At 40.8% G+C, this 18,402-nt stretch carries 17 protein-coding genes and 1 pseudogene; 5 read left to right on the forward strand and 13 right to left on the reverse strand.

All coding sequences use genetic code 11. From position 1 onward, the window contains the following. The first annotated feature begins 13 nt into the window (after nucleotides 1-13). The gene (locus ACJROX_RS24455; RefSeq protein WP_408007821.1) at nucleotides 14-1,312 is read left to right on the forward strand and encodes a hypothetical protein; all 1,299 of its coding nucleotides are present in this window, start codon (nucleotides 14-16) and stop codon (nucleotides 1,310-1,312) included. Nucleotides 1,313-1,440: 128 nt separating this feature from the next. On the opposite strand, the gene ACJROX_RS24460 is transcribed toward ACJROX_RS24455, so the two are convergent. Together ACJROX_RS24460 and ACJROX_RS24465 are read right to left on the reverse strand one after the other, a co-directional pair. Next, nucleotides 1,441-2,781, reverse strand: coding sequence for an FAD-dependent oxidoreductase (locus ACJROX_RS24460; protein ID WP_408007822.1), 1,341 nt, complete (start codon nucleotides 2,779-2,781; stop codon nucleotides 1,441-1,443). Nucleotides 2,782-3,142: 361 nt separating this feature from the next. Further along, complete coding sequence (locus tag ACJROX_RS24465) at nucleotides 3,143-3,565, reverse strand: exosporium protein C (RefSeq protein WP_408007823.1); 423 nt, start codon at nucleotides 3,563-3,565, stop codon at nucleotides 3,143-3,145. A gap of 257 nt (nucleotides 3,566-3,822) precedes the next feature. Between ACJROX_RS24465 and ACJROX_RS24470 the strand changes: the two are divergent. Both ACJROX_RS24470 and ACJROX_RS24475 read left to right on the forward strand, forming a co-directional pair. After that, nucleotides 3,823-4,077: pseudogene (locus ACJROX_RS24470) on the forward strand (nuclease-related domain-containing protein); the annotation flags it as partial. Nucleotides 4,078-4,091: 14 nt separating this feature from the next. Further along, entirely contained in the window at nucleotides 4,092-4,700 is a 609-nt protein-coding gene (locus tag ACJROX_RS24475) for a hypothetical protein (RefSeq protein ID WP_408007824.1), read from the forward strand. Nucleotides 4,701-4,919: 219 nt separating this feature from the next. Here the strand turns inward: ACJROX_RS24475 and ACJROX_RS24480 are convergent, their stop codons facing one another. The 7 genes from ACJROX_RS24480 to ACJROX_RS24510 all read right to left on the reverse strand — a co-directional run bounded on the left by ACJROX_RS24480 (nucleotide 4,920) and on the right by ACJROX_RS24510 (nucleotide 11,511). Further along, nucleotides 4,920-5,300, reverse strand: a complete 381-nt coding sequence (locus ACJROX_RS24480) for a hypothetical protein (protein ID WP_408007825.1) — start codon at nucleotides 5,298-5,300, stop codon at nucleotides 4,920-4,922. A 28-nt stretch (nucleotides 5,301-5,328) separates the two neighbouring features. Continuing rightward, a complete protein-coding gene (locus tag ACJROX_RS24485; protein ID WP_408007826.1) occupies nucleotides 5,329-5,583 on the reverse strand; it encodes a type B 50S ribosomal protein L31 in 255 nt (84 codons plus the stop codon). Between the two features lie 25 nt (nucleotides 5,584-5,608). Next, the gene (locus tag ACJROX_RS24490) at nucleotides 5,609-6,769 is read right to left on the reverse strand and encodes an FAD/NAD(P)-binding protein (protein WP_408007827.1); all 1,161 of its coding nucleotides are present in this window, start codon (nucleotides 6,767-6,769) and stop codon (nucleotides 5,609-5,611) included. Between the two features lie 22 nt (nucleotides 6,770-6,791). Further along, nucleotides 6,792-7,061 carry a 30S ribosomal protein S14 gene (rpsN, locus tag ACJROX_RS24495; protein WP_408007828.1) on the reverse strand — a complete coding sequence of 90 codons (270 nt, stop codon included), beginning with the start codon at nucleotides 7,059-7,061 and terminating at the stop codon, nucleotides 6,792-6,794. Nucleotides 7,062-7,324: 263 nt separating this feature from the next. Beyond that, nucleotides 7,325-8,521 (reverse strand): PDZ domain-containing protein, encoded by a 1,197-nt coding sequence (locus ACJROX_RS24500; RefSeq protein WP_408007829.1) that lies wholly within the window; start codon nucleotides 8,519-8,521, stop codon nucleotides 7,325-7,327. Between the two features lie 287 nt (nucleotides 8,522-8,808). Further along, entirely contained in the window at nucleotides 8,809-10,269 is a 1,461-nt protein-coding gene (locus ACJROX_RS24505) for a S41 family peptidase (RefSeq protein ID WP_408011763.1), read from the reverse strand. 267 nt (nucleotides 10,270-10,536) lie between these two features. Then, nucleotides 10,537-11,511 (reverse strand): LCP family protein, encoded by a 975-nt coding sequence (locus tag ACJROX_RS24510; RefSeq protein ID WP_408007830.1) that lies wholly within the window; start codon nucleotides 11,509-11,511, stop codon nucleotides 10,537-10,539. Between the two features lie 203 nt (nucleotides 11,512-11,714). Here ACJROX_RS24510 and ACJROX_RS24515 point away from each other — a divergent pair, with 203 nt between their 5' ends. Together ACJROX_RS24515 and ACJROX_RS24520 are read left to right on the forward strand one after the other, a co-directional pair. Then, nucleotides 11,715-12,143, forward strand: a complete 429-nt coding sequence (locus ACJROX_RS24515; protein ID WP_408007831.1) for a MerR family transcriptional regulator — start codon at nucleotides 11,715-11,717, stop codon at nucleotides 12,141-12,143. A gap of 33 nt (nucleotides 12,144-12,176) precedes the next feature. Next, a complete protein-coding gene (locus ACJROX_RS24520; RefSeq protein ID WP_408007832.1) occupies nucleotides 12,177-13,493 on the forward strand; it encodes a hemolysin family protein in 1,317 nt (438 codons plus the stop codon). 8 nt (nucleotides 13,494-13,501) lie between these two features. On the opposite strand, the gene ACJROX_RS24525 is transcribed toward ACJROX_RS24520, so the two are convergent. The 4 genes from ACJROX_RS24525 to ACJROX_RS24540 form a co-directional block, all read right to left on the reverse strand. Continuing rightward, complete coding sequence (locus ACJROX_RS24525; protein ID WP_408007833.1) at nucleotides 13,502-14,473, reverse strand: cation diffusion facilitator family transporter; 972 nt, start codon at nucleotides 14,471-14,473, stop codon at nucleotides 13,502-13,504. Between the two features lie 76 nt (nucleotides 14,474-14,549). Continuing rightward, nucleotides 14,550-15,698, reverse strand: a complete 1,149-nt coding sequence (locus ACJROX_RS24530) for a mannitol-1-phosphate 5-dehydrogenase (protein WP_408007834.1) — start codon at nucleotides 15,696-15,698, stop codon at nucleotides 14,550-14,552. A gap of 1 nt (nucleotide 15,699) precedes the next feature. Beyond that, entirely contained in the window at nucleotides 15,700-16,137 is a 438-nt protein-coding gene (locus ACJROX_RS24535; RefSeq protein ID WP_408007835.1) for a PTS sugar transporter subunit IIA, read from the reverse strand. Nucleotides 16,138-16,154: 17 nt separating this feature from the next. Beyond that, nucleotides 16,155-18,248, reverse strand: a complete 2,094-nt coding sequence (locus ACJROX_RS24540) for a BglG family transcription antiterminator (protein WP_408007836.1) — start codon at nucleotides 18,246-18,248, stop codon at nucleotides 16,155-16,157. Nucleotides 18,249-18,402 lie beyond the last annotated feature (154 nt).

Genomic DNA, 18,402 nt, shown 5'->3' on the forward strand with positions numbered 1-18,402 from the left:
GAGGTGGAATTCTATGCCTTCTATATCAATCAACATTGGAATCATTGGTCCTGTCAACATTGTAGAGCAATTGAAACAGGCATTAAAGTATTTCCCGAATTTCAAACCAATTTTTAAAGTGTCTGATGATATATTTGATGCACCAAAATTTACAAAAGAACTTGAAGATAAGGTCGAAGTTCTTTTTTACTCCGGATATTTACCATATTCAATATCAAAACATATCATCCCTGGTCATTTACCCGCTCATTACATTCCATTGAAGGGCGCAAGCCTATATAGGGCATTGTATAATTTACAAAAGAAAACACCCCATATGAAGACAGTTTCCATAGATTCATTAACCTCTGATGATTTTAAGAGGGTATTGGATGAACTTGATGAATCGATTGAGCACGTTCCGTTTCAAATGAGAGCCACGCTGGATATATCAGAAAATATCATTGACTTTCATAAGATATTATTTGAGATGAATAAGACCAATGCAGTTCTGACAGGAATGAAAGTCATTTCCGATGCATTGACAGAGTCAAACATACCTAATGTATGGGTCACGCCAACTCAAGAAGATATGATAGTCGCATTAGAAAGAGCTTTACTTTCAACTCAATCAAGAAAAAATCGTGAATCTCAGATTGTAATTGGATCCCTCCATGTCCGACCAATAAATATTCCAAAGAATGAAGCGGGCCAATTACTAATAAGATTTCAACATCAAATTAACAGTTATATAGAACAATTAGATGGGCATTTAACACAAATAAACTTAAATGAATTTTCTTTCGTAACTACCAGAGGAGTATTCGAAAGGATTACAGAAGGGTACAAATTCATACCGATATTCCATGGAACGAAAGACCAACTCGAAATCAACATAGGCGTAGGTTTCGGTTTTTCAGCATTTGAAGCAGGCTCTCACGCCAGAATTGCTTTAATGCAATCTAAGAATTTTGAAGGAAGTACATGCTTCATTGTCAGAGAGGATAAGAGTGTAATTGGTCCACTAGAAATGGGACCACCCCTTACCTATCATCTTTCTGTCACTGATCAGAAATTGTTAGATAAAGCAAAAGAAATCGGTGCGTCACCCTCTTATTTGAACAAACTCATGGCCATAATACAAAGAAAAAAACTAAATGAATTCACGGCACACGAACTAGCGAAGATATTAAATATTACAACTCGTAGCACACATAGAATATTACTTCAATGGTTGGATGCTGAACTTATTGAAATTGTCGGTACTGAAAAAATAACAACTAGAGGAAGACCACGACAAATTTATCGTTTGAAGGAATTGAGTCTTACTTAGATAGGCAGGTGTTTATATGAAAGATGAAATAAATATTACCCTAATCGGATTGGATTCTTCCCATTGTCTTGCCTTCGCCGAATTGTTAAATGGTGAGAATGCAAGGATTTCAGGAGAAGGACCTTTGATTATAGGACTACAAGCTGCTTAACTAATCGTAGCTGTAATCTCTTTATTGAAACATCTTGAACAGCACACTGGTTTTCGTGTGCGATCGAAGCAGCTATACCTGCAGCCTGACCGGTTGCCATTGCACTAGGTGTCAACCTTGTAGTTGAAAAAGCTTCATGTGTTGTTGAAATACAACGACCAGCCACAAGCAAGTTACCGATTTCTCTAGAATACAAGCATCTATAAGGGATGTCGAAAATTCCGTCTCCACTTATAGCTGTTAGTTGGACATTCTTTTTAGTAGGATTATGTATATCAATAGGATATCCGCTTTTTGCTATTACATCTTCAAATTTGCGTGCATGAATGACATCCTCCTGTGTAAGGATATATTCTCCCTTTATCCTCCTTGTTTCACGAACACCCACTTGTGTTGCTATATTCGATACTTCAGATTGTTTAAAACCTGGAATTGATTTTTTAAGGAATTCAGCGACCATCAATGCCTGCTTCCGTCCTTCGTATTCAGCTACTGTTAAATCTTCTTGATTCGTACCGTCCAATCTCTGGATTCTTGTACAATTAATTAGCACTTCATCTTCAGCTGGTCCAGTGAAAAATAAAACGTGGTCCCGGTTAATTGGAAGGTCAGCTTCTTTCCATAGTGAATAAAAACCTTGTACTACTGTCAAGGGGAGCGTTCCTTGCTCCAGCTCTTCCATTTTTGTATTGTGATAAAACTCCTCTTTATGTTCAAACATATACTGTTTAACTTCCTCTAAATCACATCCTCTCATTCTGAATTTCATTGTAATCGGTTGGGTGAGATTATCACTGGTCCTTCCGGTTTGCATCGGTACTCCTGCTATATAAGCTATATCACCATCACCTGTACAATCAACAAATAGATCTGCTTCAATAGTCTTTCTTCCTGATTTACCAGTAACAGAAATACTAGTAATCGATGAACCTTCAGTTTGTACTCCATCAACGAAACTGTGTAACAGGATATCCACACCTGCCTCGTATAACATGTCCATAGCAATCACTTGATAAACCTCAGGACGGTAGGGTGTGACAGAATAAACAAAACCAATGCTATCTCTAAGATGACCAGGTGAACCGCCTGCTGCTATTAAACGATCTACAATCTCTTGGGCGATACCTTTAATAACCTGTGTACCATCCGATGAGTGGAATGTCATCCAAGGGTATACCAACGCTGATGTGGACATACCTCCAAGAAATCCATAACGTTCAATGATTAACGTTTTCATGCCACTCCGTCCTGCAGCAATTGCAGCATTTATACCTGCAGGTCCTCCCCCTATAACGATTAAGTCATATTTTATATGCATAGAATCCTCCGCAATGATTTACTTTTATGTATATTATAAAACGAAATGTAGTATCATTTCTTGTCTTTAACAAGAGAGAAATTCATTCAACTCTGATGGAAAGATTACAGTTGACAGGAAAAATAATAACTTCCTATAAAAATAAAAAGGTAAAATACTATTTTTAAAGAATTTGATTTTATTTTGAAAGAAGTTAAAAAGAGCGAACAGAGCCGCTCAAATTCGAAAAACTGAAAGTTTTGATCCGCCGATTACCTAAATCACACACTAAATATTCTACGGTAGAAAGGTACTGCTTTTGCTCCAAACCACTCTCTAAGAAGGAAAAACCGCCCATCCGGACGGTTTTGTTTCCATTCTCTTATGCGTCACCTATTGCAAGACCGGTAAACGTCACTGGACCGATCACCGACGCCTGGTTCAGGAGAGCATCCGGGTTTGTCAATTCCACTGTAAGGGAATATACTCGTTGCCCAGCCGGCACGTTGAAATCTATAGCATTGAATGCTACAGTCCTACTGGTTTCTACGGTTATATCAATTTGGGATGTTGTCGTAAAAATGATTTGTGTACCACGGAAGATTTTAAATAGAATGATAGGGGATCCTGCGGTCGTTTCCCATCCGACAGTTGCCGTCAATTCGACTTGTTGAGCTGTAGTCGGCAACGATAATCCGAATTCTGCTAGTTTTATAGTTGAAGGGGATGCGGGCACAATGCGGTTCAATGAACCATTACTTGTAGCTGGCGCACTTACGAAATAATCTAGTATTTGTTTAGCCACTTTTTCACCTCCCTTTTATAATTTATGCTTTGGAAGGTAAATAGTTTGGACAGGCGTGTAAATCTTTCGACATAAAGATAGATTACGAGAAGGATATGGAACTATTTTAGAGAAAATAGTTTCTATTATAAAAAGGAGTTGATTCAATGATCAAAAAAGAACGAACCGAGCCTGTGAAAATTCATAAATTGGAAACGCTATTACGCTGATTACCTCCCTCACATCCGGAGTACCCACTAATAGAAAAAGAGCTGGCTATGTGTAAAGCTGGTTATCGAGGTGAGCAAGCACTGGATTTTTATTTAGAGTATCTCCCCGAAAAAGACCACTACATTTTCCACGATTTAAGGCTCTTCGACACACCCTACTATTTTCAAATCGATACGTTGCTCGTCACACCCTATTTCATCCTCATCATTGAAGTGAAAAATATTGCAGGCAAAATCCGATTTGATGAAATCAACCAGATGGTCCGGACGAAGGATGAAATGGAGGAAGGTTTGCCGGATCCGTTTCTTCAACTCCAATGGCACCAGACAAAATTGAGCCATTGGCTTCATCTAAACAATTTCCCCACATACCGATCGATCATATCGTCGTCATCAGCCGACCATCAACCATTATTGAAACATCCGTATATACACCCGTAAAATTGACCCACAGCGCAAACCTCCCTTTTGAAATCGAAGCTCTAGAAAGAATGTTTCCAGAAGCCACCTACAACAAAAAACAACTCCGAAAACTCTCCACACTTTTGCTCAAAAAACATACTCCACATGACCCGAACATAATGAAACAATTCGGTATACAACCTGAAGAATTGTTGCCTGGCGTCTATTGCACAAAATGCAAAACATTGACGATGGAGCGTAAACACGGCCGATGGATATGTACCAACTGTTCATTTTTATCAAGAGATGCCCATTTTGAAGCGTTGAAAGACTATGCGATGTTGGTGAATACAATGATTAGTGTTAGAGAGTTCCAGGAATTCACCAAGTTACCATCGAGTTCTATAGCACATCGTCTGCTTAAGTCTTTTAATTTTGAGCCAGTCGGCCATACAAAAGGAAGAAGATATAAAATAAAAGATACCTACATTTTCGATATGTCAAAAAAATTTAAGATTTGTTAAAATAATTAGAAGTTTTGTCAAAATAATCCGATGTTTTGTTAAGAAAAAACTCATTTTCGTCAATATCACACGGAGTTTTGTCAAAATAGTAATAACCGCTCAAGAGCCAATAAGGTTACTGCTCTGCACCGCTCCATTATCAATCCAACTCCACGTTTTTGCTCCGTCCTCCTTTAACAAAAGAAAAAAACCGCCCACATGGACGGTTTTCATCGATTGTTATTCCCTATTAAAATAGACTTGTTTCGTGTCCATATAAAGGAAAAACGCTGCTTGTTTATCGTTCCTTCTTCTTTTCCTGACCAAGTCACTGCAATCCAACCAATTGATATGTTGCAATTTCAAACTCAACTCTGCATCTATTTCCTTTTCAATCTCTTTCATCAGTTGATCTGTTTCCCTGACAGAACGTCTGAAATACTTTGCTGCTTGACGAAGGGGAGAATGCTTTTTCAGTAAGGTCAAAAACTCATCAGTAGTATCAGACTGTTGAGCCAATGAATCTTCCAGTCCAATTATAAATTTATAGAGATCACGTTTATAACCAGGCAAAGCCTCAATGATATCCCTCGCCAACATTTCAGACAAATAATCGTTCATCTTAATCTCTCCTTGCTCTGATGATTTTTTATTTGCCTGCTTTCATGTTGTATTTTTTCAAGAAACGTTCTGCACGTCCACCGCGGTCTGAGAATTTCTGCCTTCCAGTATAAAAAGGATGGGTATCTGAGCTAACCTCCACCTTAATTAATGGATAGGTGTTCCCATCCTCCCACTCGATTGTTTCAGAGGAGGACATGGTGGAACCGGTCAGAAATTTAAACCCGCTGTTCGTATCCATAAAAACCACTCGTCGATATTCTGGATGTATTCCTTTTTTCATTCTAATCTCTCCTTGATTTTATTAATTAAATAGCTGCTAACCTTTCAGCAATTCTCCTTGCTCCTGAAATGTTTCTGGAGACTGGTCCTATTTCAAGTTCAGCTAAAGCTCCTGTTACATGTATTCCTTTACCCCATTCCAGTTCAGGTGAGACAATCGGGAAGCCGCATTTTGAACATTTGAGGCCATGTTTTTCGATTGTTTTGCCTAGCCACTCTTTACCAGGAAGTGTGCCTTCAACACCAGTGGCAAGAATGATATTGGAGGCTTTCAACTGATCCCCATTTTTAATTTGTAAAAGGAAACGGGAATGATCATCTATAGCACAGTTCATCACTTCTCCCGTGATAGTTTTCAATTGACCTCTACGTTCTAGATGTTTTTGCTTGTGAAATAAATGCTGTGTTATCGATCCTTTATGCCTAGCCTGTGTAATGATTTCTCTACGTTCGTCGAAATCCTTCACCATATAAAATTCCCGCATGTTTTTGGGCCCCATCCAGCCTGGATCACTATCGAATTCATGAACGCGATATGGATGCCGTTTAACCTGTATAACCGGGGCATCTTCACAAATTTTATTAGCTAAGTGAGCAGCAGTAATGCCTCCACCGATGATGACGACAGGTAAGGTTTCGTTTTCCATAGAAGGCAGCGGTTTGTCAAAGATATGAAAGACCTTTTCGGGAAAACGTTTATTCAGTTCTTTGGCCCATTCTGGATAAGAAGGCTGATCATTGACACCCATAGCTAAAACGATTTTCTTTGAGGAAACAGAATCACCATCGCTCGTTCGGACGGTCCAATGGTTATCCTTATATTCCAATCCATTGACATATCCGATCTTCCAGGTTTTACGCAATTGGATTTCATTAAAAACGTGGTGACAATGATGATTGAACAAAGCTAAATTAGGTTTTTGGTAGTATCCATAAAACGCATTGTTAAAGTTGAGACGTTTGGCGTATCGTTCAAGGCTGGATGGATGTGTATCGACATGGTGGACAACAGGTGATCGAAGGTAATCCATTCCGATCCTTGAAGTAAGCTGTCTCCACCTATTCATTGGGACAGGGGATGGATCAATGATCTGAAGTCTGTGAACATCTACCTTCCCGTTTTTCAGCAAAAACGTAGCAATGGTACAACCATGGATGCCCCCTCCGATAATCAGCCATTCCTTCATATATAGCCTCTCCTTAAGGGGTTTACCAGCTTGATTTTTTGACGCCTGGGATTTGGCCTTTATGCGCATACTCTCGAAAAGCAATCCGAGACATCTTGAATTTTCTTAAGTAGCCTTTTGGTCTCCCAGTTACTTCGCATCTATTGTTCAAGCGTGTTGGAGAAGAGTCTCGAGGCAGTTTTCTAAGTGCCTCGTAATCTCCTTCTTCCTTTAACTTTTTGCGGATTTCAGCATATTTCTCAACAAGTTCTTGTCTTTTTCTTTCCTTTGCGACTTTTGATTTTTTAGCCATATCGAATAGCTCCTTTCAAAAAATATCTATAATAGTAATCATTACGATTTAGAATCGATAGGTCTACCCTTCAATGTCGAAATCGTCCCATATGAAATTATTAAATTTAAGCATTAAATCGAAATGGTTACGATTTAATCCGTTCCACAATTATATCTGCTTCTTATTGTTTTGTAAACCTTTAAAGTATAGACTCCTCTCCTAAAACCAAAAAAGACGCCTCTTAGCTTAAGAAGGCGCCTGCTTTTTCATTCAATCACTACTTATCCTACTACTTTTTTCCGTTTGGCTTTTTCAGGTTGTGCGAATAAAAGGCCTAGCTCATGGTGCTCGTTCTGATACAAAGATCGCTGGACGAAACGGACTTCTCCGTTGAAGTTCAGGACTTCCAGTTTTACAAAGGCTGCGCTGCTCTGCACCGCCCCATAAAAATCTTCGACTCGCTCCATCCTTTTTCCGTTCACTTTGATGATACGCTCTCCTATCGAGACGTTCATTTTAGATGCAGGGGAACCTGGGATGATTCCTAACACCCGTAGCCCTTCATTCATTGCACTGAAGTATGGTGCACTCTTGACTTCCAGCTTTCTGTAATACAGGATCAATGCGTTTCGCCCTATTAGCGCAAGGCCGACAATGATAATACTGAGCATCTCCAAATCAAAAGTGATGAGTAGGATGGAACCGGCGAGCAATATGATTCCAAGCCATAAGAAACGGATTCCGATGCTTTTCACCACTGGTTCTGGCATTGATTGGGAGACGACATGGTGGAATCCGATCGCAAACGGGGCAAGCGCGATACCGACACTCGCTTCACCGATCTGCAGCAATGGGAACCAATTTGAAGTCGCAACAACAGACCCTGGGACGAGTATGAATAGAGGAATGAGCCAGATACGGCTGATGACATGGGCACCGATCCCTTTACCTCTTTTACCCCTTAACAGGATCGGGGATGTATTTTTCACGCCGATCGCCATGATAAGAATGCCTTCTGCCACAACCAATGCAGCGATCAACAGGGCAATCATACCGAGAGAGGCTCCTTGCAAATCGGTCAGCCAACTGTCTATAATCCGTACCCCTGTAGTGAATGACGGCATATAAGCAGCTGCAAGGTAAGTCAGCCCACCAGCAAACACCGGATTGAAATAATTTTTTCGCAATGTCAGCCCCAGCAATATGTAGAATACGGACATGACGGCGATGACCCCGAATGGCAGATACAACCCGGCGAACACACTAAATACGGAAAAAATCAATCCGATCAATAGTCCCGGTCCAATGCCCTTCACAAAGTCATCCATCGTATCATAGACCCGGACATGAAAATCACTCCGCTCTCTTTTAACACGGGTAACTGCATGGAATCCGATCAATAATAATATGACGTAAAAAAGAGGATTGAGAAAGAACCAACCCATTCCATCGAGTACACTCCACAATATATCTTGCATTTTCCAGCCTCCAACAATCTATCGTTTGTCTATTTTTTGTATAACGTGGTCAAGCTTTCGTTCAATTTCTTTAAGACGGTTTCGTTTATGCCTTATGTATGTAAAGGTAATAGCAATCAGTGAAATAATCCCCAACACGATAAAAAATGCAACCAATTGGAATAGAACATCACCCATAAACATTCCTATACCTTCCTCCTATATCATTCGAAAACCAACACAAAATAAAATCCGTAGAAGGTTCCCTTCTACGGATATATTCGACAGTCGGATGTTTCATCCTGCTATTACTTTCTGAATAAAACTTCGATTGCCGTCTGAAGCTGTTGGTCATTTTTTCCACTATCAATCTTCTCTAGAAGCTTCTGTTCCATTAATGAAGCGGTCTTTTCATCCACTTTACCAGTTGCCTTCACTTCATTGGCGTTCTGGAATGCCTTCACAGCTGTTTCAGTTTTATTATCGTAGTATCCATCATCTCTGCCAGGATTGAAGCCTAGACCCTTCAAGATTGTCTGGACATTTTTCACCTGTTCTCCTGTCATATCATATGTCAACGGTTTTTCGATCGTAATCGGGTTTGCTCGATAAAAGTCTGGTTGCTGTTGTTTCACTGTCGGCTCGACACCTTTTTTATGAATCCAATTGCCATCTGGTGTTAACCATTTGAACATCGTCAATTTGATGCTGCTGCCATCATCCATTTCGACCGCCTGTTGGACGGTTCCTTTACCGAAGGACTTTTCACCAACGACTTCGTATCCACCTGCTTCTTTTAAAGCTGCGGCCAAAATTTCAGAAGCGGAAGCACTTCCACGGTCGATCAAACCTACAATCGGATAATCCTTTTTCTTACTCGTGTCTGAGAAGAATCGCTGCTTTTCCCCAGCACGTGATTCAATCTGGACGATCGGCTCATCTTTTGTAATGAACAGCTGGGCGATATCTTGAACTGCTGTAAGGAAGCCGCCCGGATTACCACGAACATCGATGACCAGCCCGTCAATTCCTTTATCCTCAAGCTGTTTCAATTGTTCTTCAAAGTCAGGAGCCGTGTCTTCAGAGAAAGAAGTAATCTTCAAATGCCCAATTTTTTTACCTTCATTTTCTATCACATCGGAGTACACTGTCTCGATCGGAATTTCATCACGTTTCACATCGATCTTCAAAGTGTCACTGACACCTGCCCGCTTGATTTCAAGCTTCACTGTCGACCCTTTTTTACCGCGGATCTTCAACACCGCGTCGTATAACTCTAGTCCTTTCGTGCTTTCACCATCAATGGAAACGATCTGGTCATGCGGCTTCAAACCTGCTTTTTCAGCAGGAGAATCCTCAAATGGCGCCACGACTGTCACGTACCCATCCATCATCGTAACCTCTGCACCGATTCCTTCAAAAGAGGACTCAAGTGTGTCATTGAATTGCTCAGCTGTCTTGGCATCCATATAGACTGAATAAGGATCATCCAAAGTATTGATCATCCCCTGGATCGCGCCTTCGAGAAGCTTATCCTTGTCAACATCCTCTACATATTTTTCCGATATGAACTCATATGTCTGTTCGATCTTATCAAAATCTTCACCTGTACTTGAGCTCCCCATTTTGAGATCCGTGCCATTTTCAGCTGCTTTTTCTAAAAGCGATGAACTCTCTTCATCCGAGAAAAAAGTCATCCCGGCATATGTACCGCCGGCTCCGACAGCAAGTGAGCCCGCCACCAATAATGCCACAACTTTACCTTTCACATTCATTTCATCACCCCATCGTGTTTGCAGGAAAAGGCACCACACCTTCAAGATGCGATGCCTCTCACATGAGTAAGGTCCCCCCTAAGTCCGTGCCATTCACTTACTCGATATACTATATGAACAGCTTGTATACTTTATGTGTGGAAAGAACACAACATTGTGTTTGAAAAACGTATAAGCTAGCTTCATACTACTACACAAGTAAAAATCTAACAAGGAAATTGGTTTCATTCATAAAGAAAACCTGGTTGAACCATACCATGCTTAGGCTGAATTTTTATTTCCCCCATCCAACTCCAATTCCTTCTTTAATTGGGTCCGGACTTCACTTAATTGTTGTTCATCAAGCTCCAAGTAATAAGTGGATCCCGGTTGATAATCATGCCCTGACAATTGGAGTTTATTCACCTCTTTGATCTTCGTAATATAAGGAACGTAAGAAAGCACCTCGTTAAATGAAAGATTCAATGAGAAATTCCCTTCAAGGCTGTCCAATAATTCATCATATTTCGATACAGAGGAAAAAGATTTCATTTTACTGATGCTTGACTGGATGATTTCCATTTGCCGCTCGCCCCTCTTGAAATCGGAATCAGCTTTACGTGTACGAGCATAAGCTAAAGCCGCTTCACCATCTAAGGTTTGAGTGCCTGTATTCAATACCACTTTACCCTTTGTATCTTTGGCAATCTGGTCGACTACGTATTGGTCTTCAATGTTGATATCGACTCCACCGAGTTCATTTACCGCCGTTTTAAAGGCCTGGAAGTTTCCACGGACAACATAATCCAAAGGAATATCGAGGAGCTCTTCTGTCGTCTGGACAGTTAAATCCATCCCGCCCAATGCATGAGCGTGGGTAATTTTGTCCATCCCATGGCCTGGAATATTCACATAGGAATCCCTTGGTATGCTTAACAGGTTTAGGGTATCGTCGTTTTTGTTGAAAGTTGCTACGATCAAGGCGTCTGACAGGCCTCCTTCAGCCTCTCCATTCCGGGTGTCAATACCGACGAATAACATTGAAAAATTATCTTTCTCTGGGTCGACCGTTTCTTCCCTTTTATCTGATTTCTTTCCCCGGTCCAAGGAAACCTGGGCATCTTTCGTAATATCCGAGGCTTTCGTATATAAATAACCCGCATAAGAGATCGGTACGATCAGTAAAACAAGTAGGGTGATTAGGCTATATTTCAACCATCTTCGTTTTTTCTTCCTTCTGTCAAATCTAGATTCCATCTAAAACACCTTTCTTGTATTCTATTGAGAATTAAGTGTATAGAATTACTGCATTGATTTATGATCACGGAAAAAACAATCCCTTACCATTGTACATGAGAATGTTCTTTGACTTAAACCCTTTTCGAAATATTGTCACTTGCTGTACTATAACCGTCACGTTATACTGTACGTTTTTTCATTTTAAACAGTATAATAGACTTATGATACAAAAAAGGGGGAATTCCATTGGGAAGTTTTATCGGATAGGAGAATTAGCTAAGAAAACAGGGCTTTCAAAACGAACCATTGACTATTACACAAATTTAGGAATACTCCACCCTTTAAGGTCTGAATCGAATTACAGACTTTACCCTGAAGAAACGATCACACAAATAGAGTTGGTCCAACAATGTAAAGACAATAAAATGACGTTGAACGAAATAAAAACAACAATGGATATAGGTCAAAGTGCCGATATCATCTATCTTACAGAAGATCTTGTCAGTAACTTCAAACAAATTGAAACCGAAATCATAGAAATCAAAAACTACTATAACAATATGACCGCAGAACAACAAGATTGGTTGAAACAAAAAATCAATCATCAAACTGTTTCTTTATTACAGGCAATCACAATCTTACTCTCTTAGGAGGTGGAACCTTACACATATAGTGTAAGGCACATGGAAATATTCAATTTATTCATGGTAGTAATCTTAATAGTATTAACAGCATTTTTTGTCGGAGCGGAATTCGCGATTGTTAAAGTACGGAAAACGAAAATCGATTCGTTGGCAGAGGTAGGAAACAAAAAAGCGAGAGCCGTTCAGAAAGTTCTTGGGAACCTTGATGGCTACCTATCTGCATGCCAGCTTGGTATCACCATCACAGCCCTGGGCCTTGGTTGGTTAGGAGAACCGACTGTTGAATACCTACTTCATCCACTATTTGAAAATATGGAGATATCTAGTGCAATGGCGTCTACTTTATCGTTCGGAATCGCCTTTGCTTCAATTACATTCTTACATGTGGTACTCGGTGAATTGGCACCTAAATCAGTCGCTATCCAAAAAGCTGAAGCGCTTAGCTTGATGCTAGCAAAACCACTCATCTTCTTCAATATCATCATGTACCCATTCATCTGGACATTGAATGGAGCAGCTCGAGTTTTGGTAAGGATGTTCGGACTGCCTCCTGCAAATGAACACGAAACAGCCCATTCCGAGGAAGAATTGCGCCTCATCTTATCGGAAAGCTATAAAAGCGGTGAAATCAACAAAGCTGAGATGGAATTCGTCAACAATGTTTTCGATTTTGATGAAACGATGGCCAAAGAGATCATGGTCCCAAGAACCGAGATGATGTGTCTGTTTTTAGAAGACTCATTCGAGGAAAACTTGGAAATCATGAAATCTGAAAAATATACGAGATACCCAGTTGCTGAAGATGATAAAGATAAAATCATCGGGGTTGTCAATGTTAAAGAAATCTTTAATGATTATATCAGTGCCAAACAAAAAACACTTGAACAATATGTACGACCTGTCGCCCATGTCAGTGAGACAACCCAGATCAAAGAACTGCTGAAGAAAATGCAGAAATCAAGAAGCCACATGGCGATCGTCGTTGATGAGTATGGCGGTACCGCTGGCCTTGTTACAGCAGAGGATATCATTGAAGAGCTCGTGGGTGAAATCCAGGATGAGTTCGATATAGACGAAAAGCCGATGATCCAAAAAGTGGATGCAAATACTTTGATTGTAGATGGCAAGGTCCTTTTATCAGACCTGAACGAAGATCTCGGGACCGACATCGATAACTCCGAAATCGATACAATCGGTGGCTGGTTCCTATCGGAAGAGGTTGATGCTGAAAAAGGGACGACGATTGAAAAAGACGGTTACAAATTCATCGTCATGGAAAATGAGGGGCACCAGATCAAAGAGCTGAAAATCAAAAAAGATGAAACTCAAGAAAACAAAAAAGAATCAGTTAATTAAGGATGAGGTCACTCCTCATCCTTATTTGATATCTCCCAGCTTTGTTTATCATCAGATTCGATGATTCCAAGGGTGACATCATCTACATCTGGATCAGCTACCACTTGATCTCTTACCTGGAACTTGATATCATCAGCTTCTGCCAGAGTAAGACCTTTCTCAAGTTCAATATAGCTTTCAACATGATACTTCCTGCCCTCTTGCAAAATCCGCATCTTATTGATGTCAACCACATGCAGCTGTGACAAGATCAGGCCGGCAATCCGATCCTCAACCGTTTTAGGCGCTGCCACACCGATCAGGCCGATTGTGTTTTCATAACCAATTTTCAAAGCTATTCCGATTAATAATAACCCGATCAACAGTGTCCCGATCCCATCCAGTAAGTAGAAGCCTGTAGAGTGACTAAGCACAACCGTAATCAATGCAAGTAATGCCCCGAACGTGGCGATGATATCTTCGTAAAAAACGAGCCTCGTTGGCGGTGCTGCCAAGGAAACATTCTTCAGCACTGTTGAAACGAGACCGCCAGAGGTTGTCTCAGCCCTCGTCTCTTTAATGATTTCCTTCATCGCTTTAATTAAGACGAAACCGTCGATGATGACAGCAATGGCCAGGATGCTGATATTCAACCATAAATTTGTCGAGGCTTTAGGATGTTGGATCAGTTCCCAGCCCTTCAAAATTGTCTCATATGCCATAATGGAAACGACCACGACAGCGATCAATACGAATAGATTTACCACCCTGCCGAAGCCTGCAGGGAAACGTTTTGTCGGTTCTTTTTCAGCTAATGCACTCCCAAAAAACACAAAAGCTTGGTTGGTTGCATCGGCCACTGAATGAAGCGTCGTTGCCAGCATCGTACCGCTTCCACTGACAAATGCAGCTATTCCTTTGATAACTGCTAGAAAGGCATTTCCAGCAGCAGCAATCCCCGATGATTTGTTGCCCTTTTTTAATAGATCAATAAATGCCATTCATACACCTGCTCACGCTAAAGTTACTTTCATTATCAACCTTGGTGTAAGACTCTATTCAGATGTATTATTATTTTTACTTTACCATAGCTTCCAGTTGCTCCCGGACAATTGTAAGCAAGCGGCTATCGTCATGTAGATCGGCAACCATTTTGAATGTTTCGATGTAGCCATTCTCCCTGATAGAAGCCTGAAGATCCATCGCTTCTCCATCAGCCGGGTGATTGTAACATAAGGCAGCGGCAATGACTTTTCCTAAATGTACAGGATCTTCGCCGACGATATCAAGATAGGCAGAAGCAGGTCCGACCAGACGATCTTTTGCCCCCAACTTTCGTTTCGGAGCTCTAGCGACTCGTGTCACCTCGTCAGAAATATAAGGGTTCAGGAATCTGCTGATGATCTTTTCGATATAATTCTGGTGTTCTTCCACACTGAACGGATATTTTTTGACTAAAACCTCTCCTGATTCCTCGAGAGCGGAACGAACCTCATCTTGGATTGTTTTGTTTTCCATCGCTTCCTTTATCGTTTGATACCCTTTTTGATAACCCAAGTAGGCTGCAGCAGCATGACCCGTATTCACAGTAAACAATTTGCGTTCGATATAAGGAGTCAGGTCATCGACATAGGTAACCCCATTTACATCCGGCTTCGCGCCTTTCATTCCTTTCGTTTCCACTACCCACTCGTAATATGGCTCAACCTTTACACGCAGAGGGTCTTCATTGGATTGGAGAGGAACGATCCGATCGACAGCCGCATCAGGAAAACCGATCATTTCGTCAAATGAATCTTGCCTAGCCGGATCGATATTTTTATAGACATAGTCCTTCAAAAGGGTACTTCCGCCGATTATATTTTCACAGGCGATTACATTAAGCGGTCCACCGCCCTGAGTCAACCGTTTTTGCAATCCTTTTGCAAGCAATTCAGATATGACAGGCAGGATATTCGGCCCTACAGCTGTTGTGACGAGGTCAGCCTCAACGATTGAATCAATGACAGCCTCTGGTTCCTTCAAGCTGTTCAGACCGCTTATTTGGTTCACTTCAATGGTTTCATCACTTCCAACAAGTTCAATTGTGTAAGATCCTCGACGGTTTAATTCATCGGTCAATTGAGCATTTACATCCACAAAAACTGACTGGAAGCCTGATTTTCCTAACAAGGCACCGATGAATCCGCGTCCAATGTTACCTGCACCGAAATGGATCGCTAACATATCAGTTCACCTCATTGAAAATAGAAATGACTTCATCTGGTGTTCCAGCTTGAAGGATGTTATCGATATTCTCTTCTTCCGAGCAGACAATCGCAATTTTTGAGAGGATTTCCAAGTGCTCGTTTCCTTTTCCAGCAATACCGATAAGAAGTTTCACAGTATTCCCGTCACCGAAATCTACTCCATCAGGAACAGTTACAATACTAAGCCCTGTCTCCTTAACAGACTTTTTCGCGGCATCAGTCCCGTGTGGTATTGCCACAAAGTTCCCCATATAAGTAGATGTGATTTCTTCTCTCTTCAACATTTCATCAATATATCCACTTTCTACATATCCTTGTTCATAAAGGATTCCACCGACAAATCGAATGGCTTCTTCTTTGCTCGATAACTTCGTATCCAAAACGATATTATTAGCAGTTAAAATAGTATCAGACATTATTCATTTCCCCTTTTTTATAATTTTTCCTCTAAAAATCGATGCAGCTGATTCGCTACATAACGATCGATTTTTTCAACGTTTTTTGATTGAAGGATCTTAACACTTTCTGAACTCTCTACAATCAATGAACTAAGAAAACTTAATACTTCTAGTCCTTCCCTATGGATATCTACCGGTGCAAGCATGAGTAAAACCGTATGGACCTCCATAGGAATCTGGTCCATACCCTGGATTGTAATAGGCTCCGGCAGTATTTGAACCGTAAAGATCGGTTGTCTGATCTGCTCATGCCTTGCGTGAAATAATGCAAGATTGGTCCCAGTGATACCAAGACCACCTAATTTCTCACGTTTCAATAGAGCTTCCATGACAGAATGACTATCACCGATATATCCTTCCGCTTCAATAAGCTGACACGTCTTTTTCAAGACTTCTTCATAGGTTCCTCGGTTATGATGATCAACCTTCATGGCATTCAACAATTGATCGACCACTTCCGCATATTTATGGATCGCTTCAACAGAACCTCGGATCTCCTTTACTGATCTATCGGAAAACGGTTTCCTTATTTCTTGCTTATTTTTTATGTTGATCGAATCTGTAATCCGCTTCTTCCGCAGTACATGCTCTATTTTATGGACATCTGAAGTGGGAAGCATCGGGTTGACCTGGACATACTGATCGATGTCGGACAAAGCAATCGTGGAAATGATCAGGTCATACTGGGTTATATCCAACTCTTCCAGCTCGAATAAAGATCGATGCTCGATTTCCTCGATTTCTTTGAATTGTCGGATCAATTTTGCAGCTAATATTTTTGAAGTCCCTATCCCGCTTGAACAAACGACTAACACTTTCAGTCCTCGGAATCCTTCCATACTCAATAGAGCAGAGGCGAAATGCATGACAAGGAATGCTATTTCTGTCTTCGGAAAATGATATGGGAATACCTCATGGGCTGCTTCCTCTACAATTTGAAATAGATCTTGATAATCACGTTCCATTTGATCGGTTAACGGATTTTTGATCTCCTTGTTTTCCTGAAGCCGGTATATACTTGGTTTTAAATGACTGACCAGATCATTCAGAAGGTGATCTGACTGATGGAAGTCAACATTGATTCGCTCTGAAACAAGATCGATCAGCTGCTTTACTTTAAAGGCCAGCATCAAATCGGCCTCTTCTGAAAAATCCTCACCATTACGAACTTTCGCTCCTAACAGATGGGTTGTGATATACCCTGTTTCAGCCTCAGGAATCGTGATATCAAAAACATCCTCCAACTGCTCGATCAAATTTTGTGCAACACCGAATTCTTTCGTAGACTTGAGTTTTTCAAGCTGTTCAGCCGGCATACTGATCGTCTCTCCTTGTTTGATCCGTTCCAAGGCCAAGGAAAGATGGATGACTAGGGCAATATACGCACTATCGACTAATTGATTTTGTAAGGAATGACGGATAGTGTCGACACTTTGTTCAATGATCTTCAGCTTTTCTTTACTGATAAGGCCCAAAAGCTGTTCGGACAATGTATTGGCAGTTGACGGGGCCGGCTTTGCTATCTTTTCACGCAAAAGGGATAAAAGGTTCATTTCATCCGTATGCTGTAAGATCAGATGCCCGATCGCTTCCCTGATATGTGTTTCATCCCCTTGTATTTCGACGCCATATCCACGCCTTCGAACCAAAGATAACTGAAAACTCTCCAGGGAACTTTCAATCTTATCCAAATCATTACTGATCGTAGCAACCGTTACACCCAATTCATCAGCCAGAGCGAATAATTTTACAGGTTCATTCGATTCCAATAGCCTCAAAAGGATCAATGCCTGCCTCTCCCCAGGTGTATAATCAGCCTGAACTTGTTGATGGATGATAGATAGAAGCGAATTGCGATCCTTTACAGAAGCCATCAATTTCAACCCGCTTCCAGCCTTTTTATCAAGTAAGATCCCATGAGACTTCAAAACAGGTTCCAACCCTTTCAAGTCCCTGTGAATGGTTCTTGAACTGACACCAACCTGATTTGCAATCTCCTTTATTGGCATTTCATTCTTGGTCCGCAACAAAACATCCAATATTTTTCGTTCCCTTGCTGTAATGTACATCAGTCAATCACCTCCTCAAGTTGACATAATTTGAATTTTAAGACACTAGCTTAAATCAAATTTCACGCGGTAAACCCTTTATATATCAATAAAAACTAAATGTAATATCGTCTGTTCTAATGTTGACAAAATTTAATTATAGTAACCCTCTACG

Origin of the sequence: Pseudalkalibacillus sp. A8 (assembly GCF_045920555.1) — a bacterium.
Classification (GTDB): Bacteria; Bacillota; Bacilli; order Bacillales; family Fictibacillaceae; genus Pseudalkalibacillus.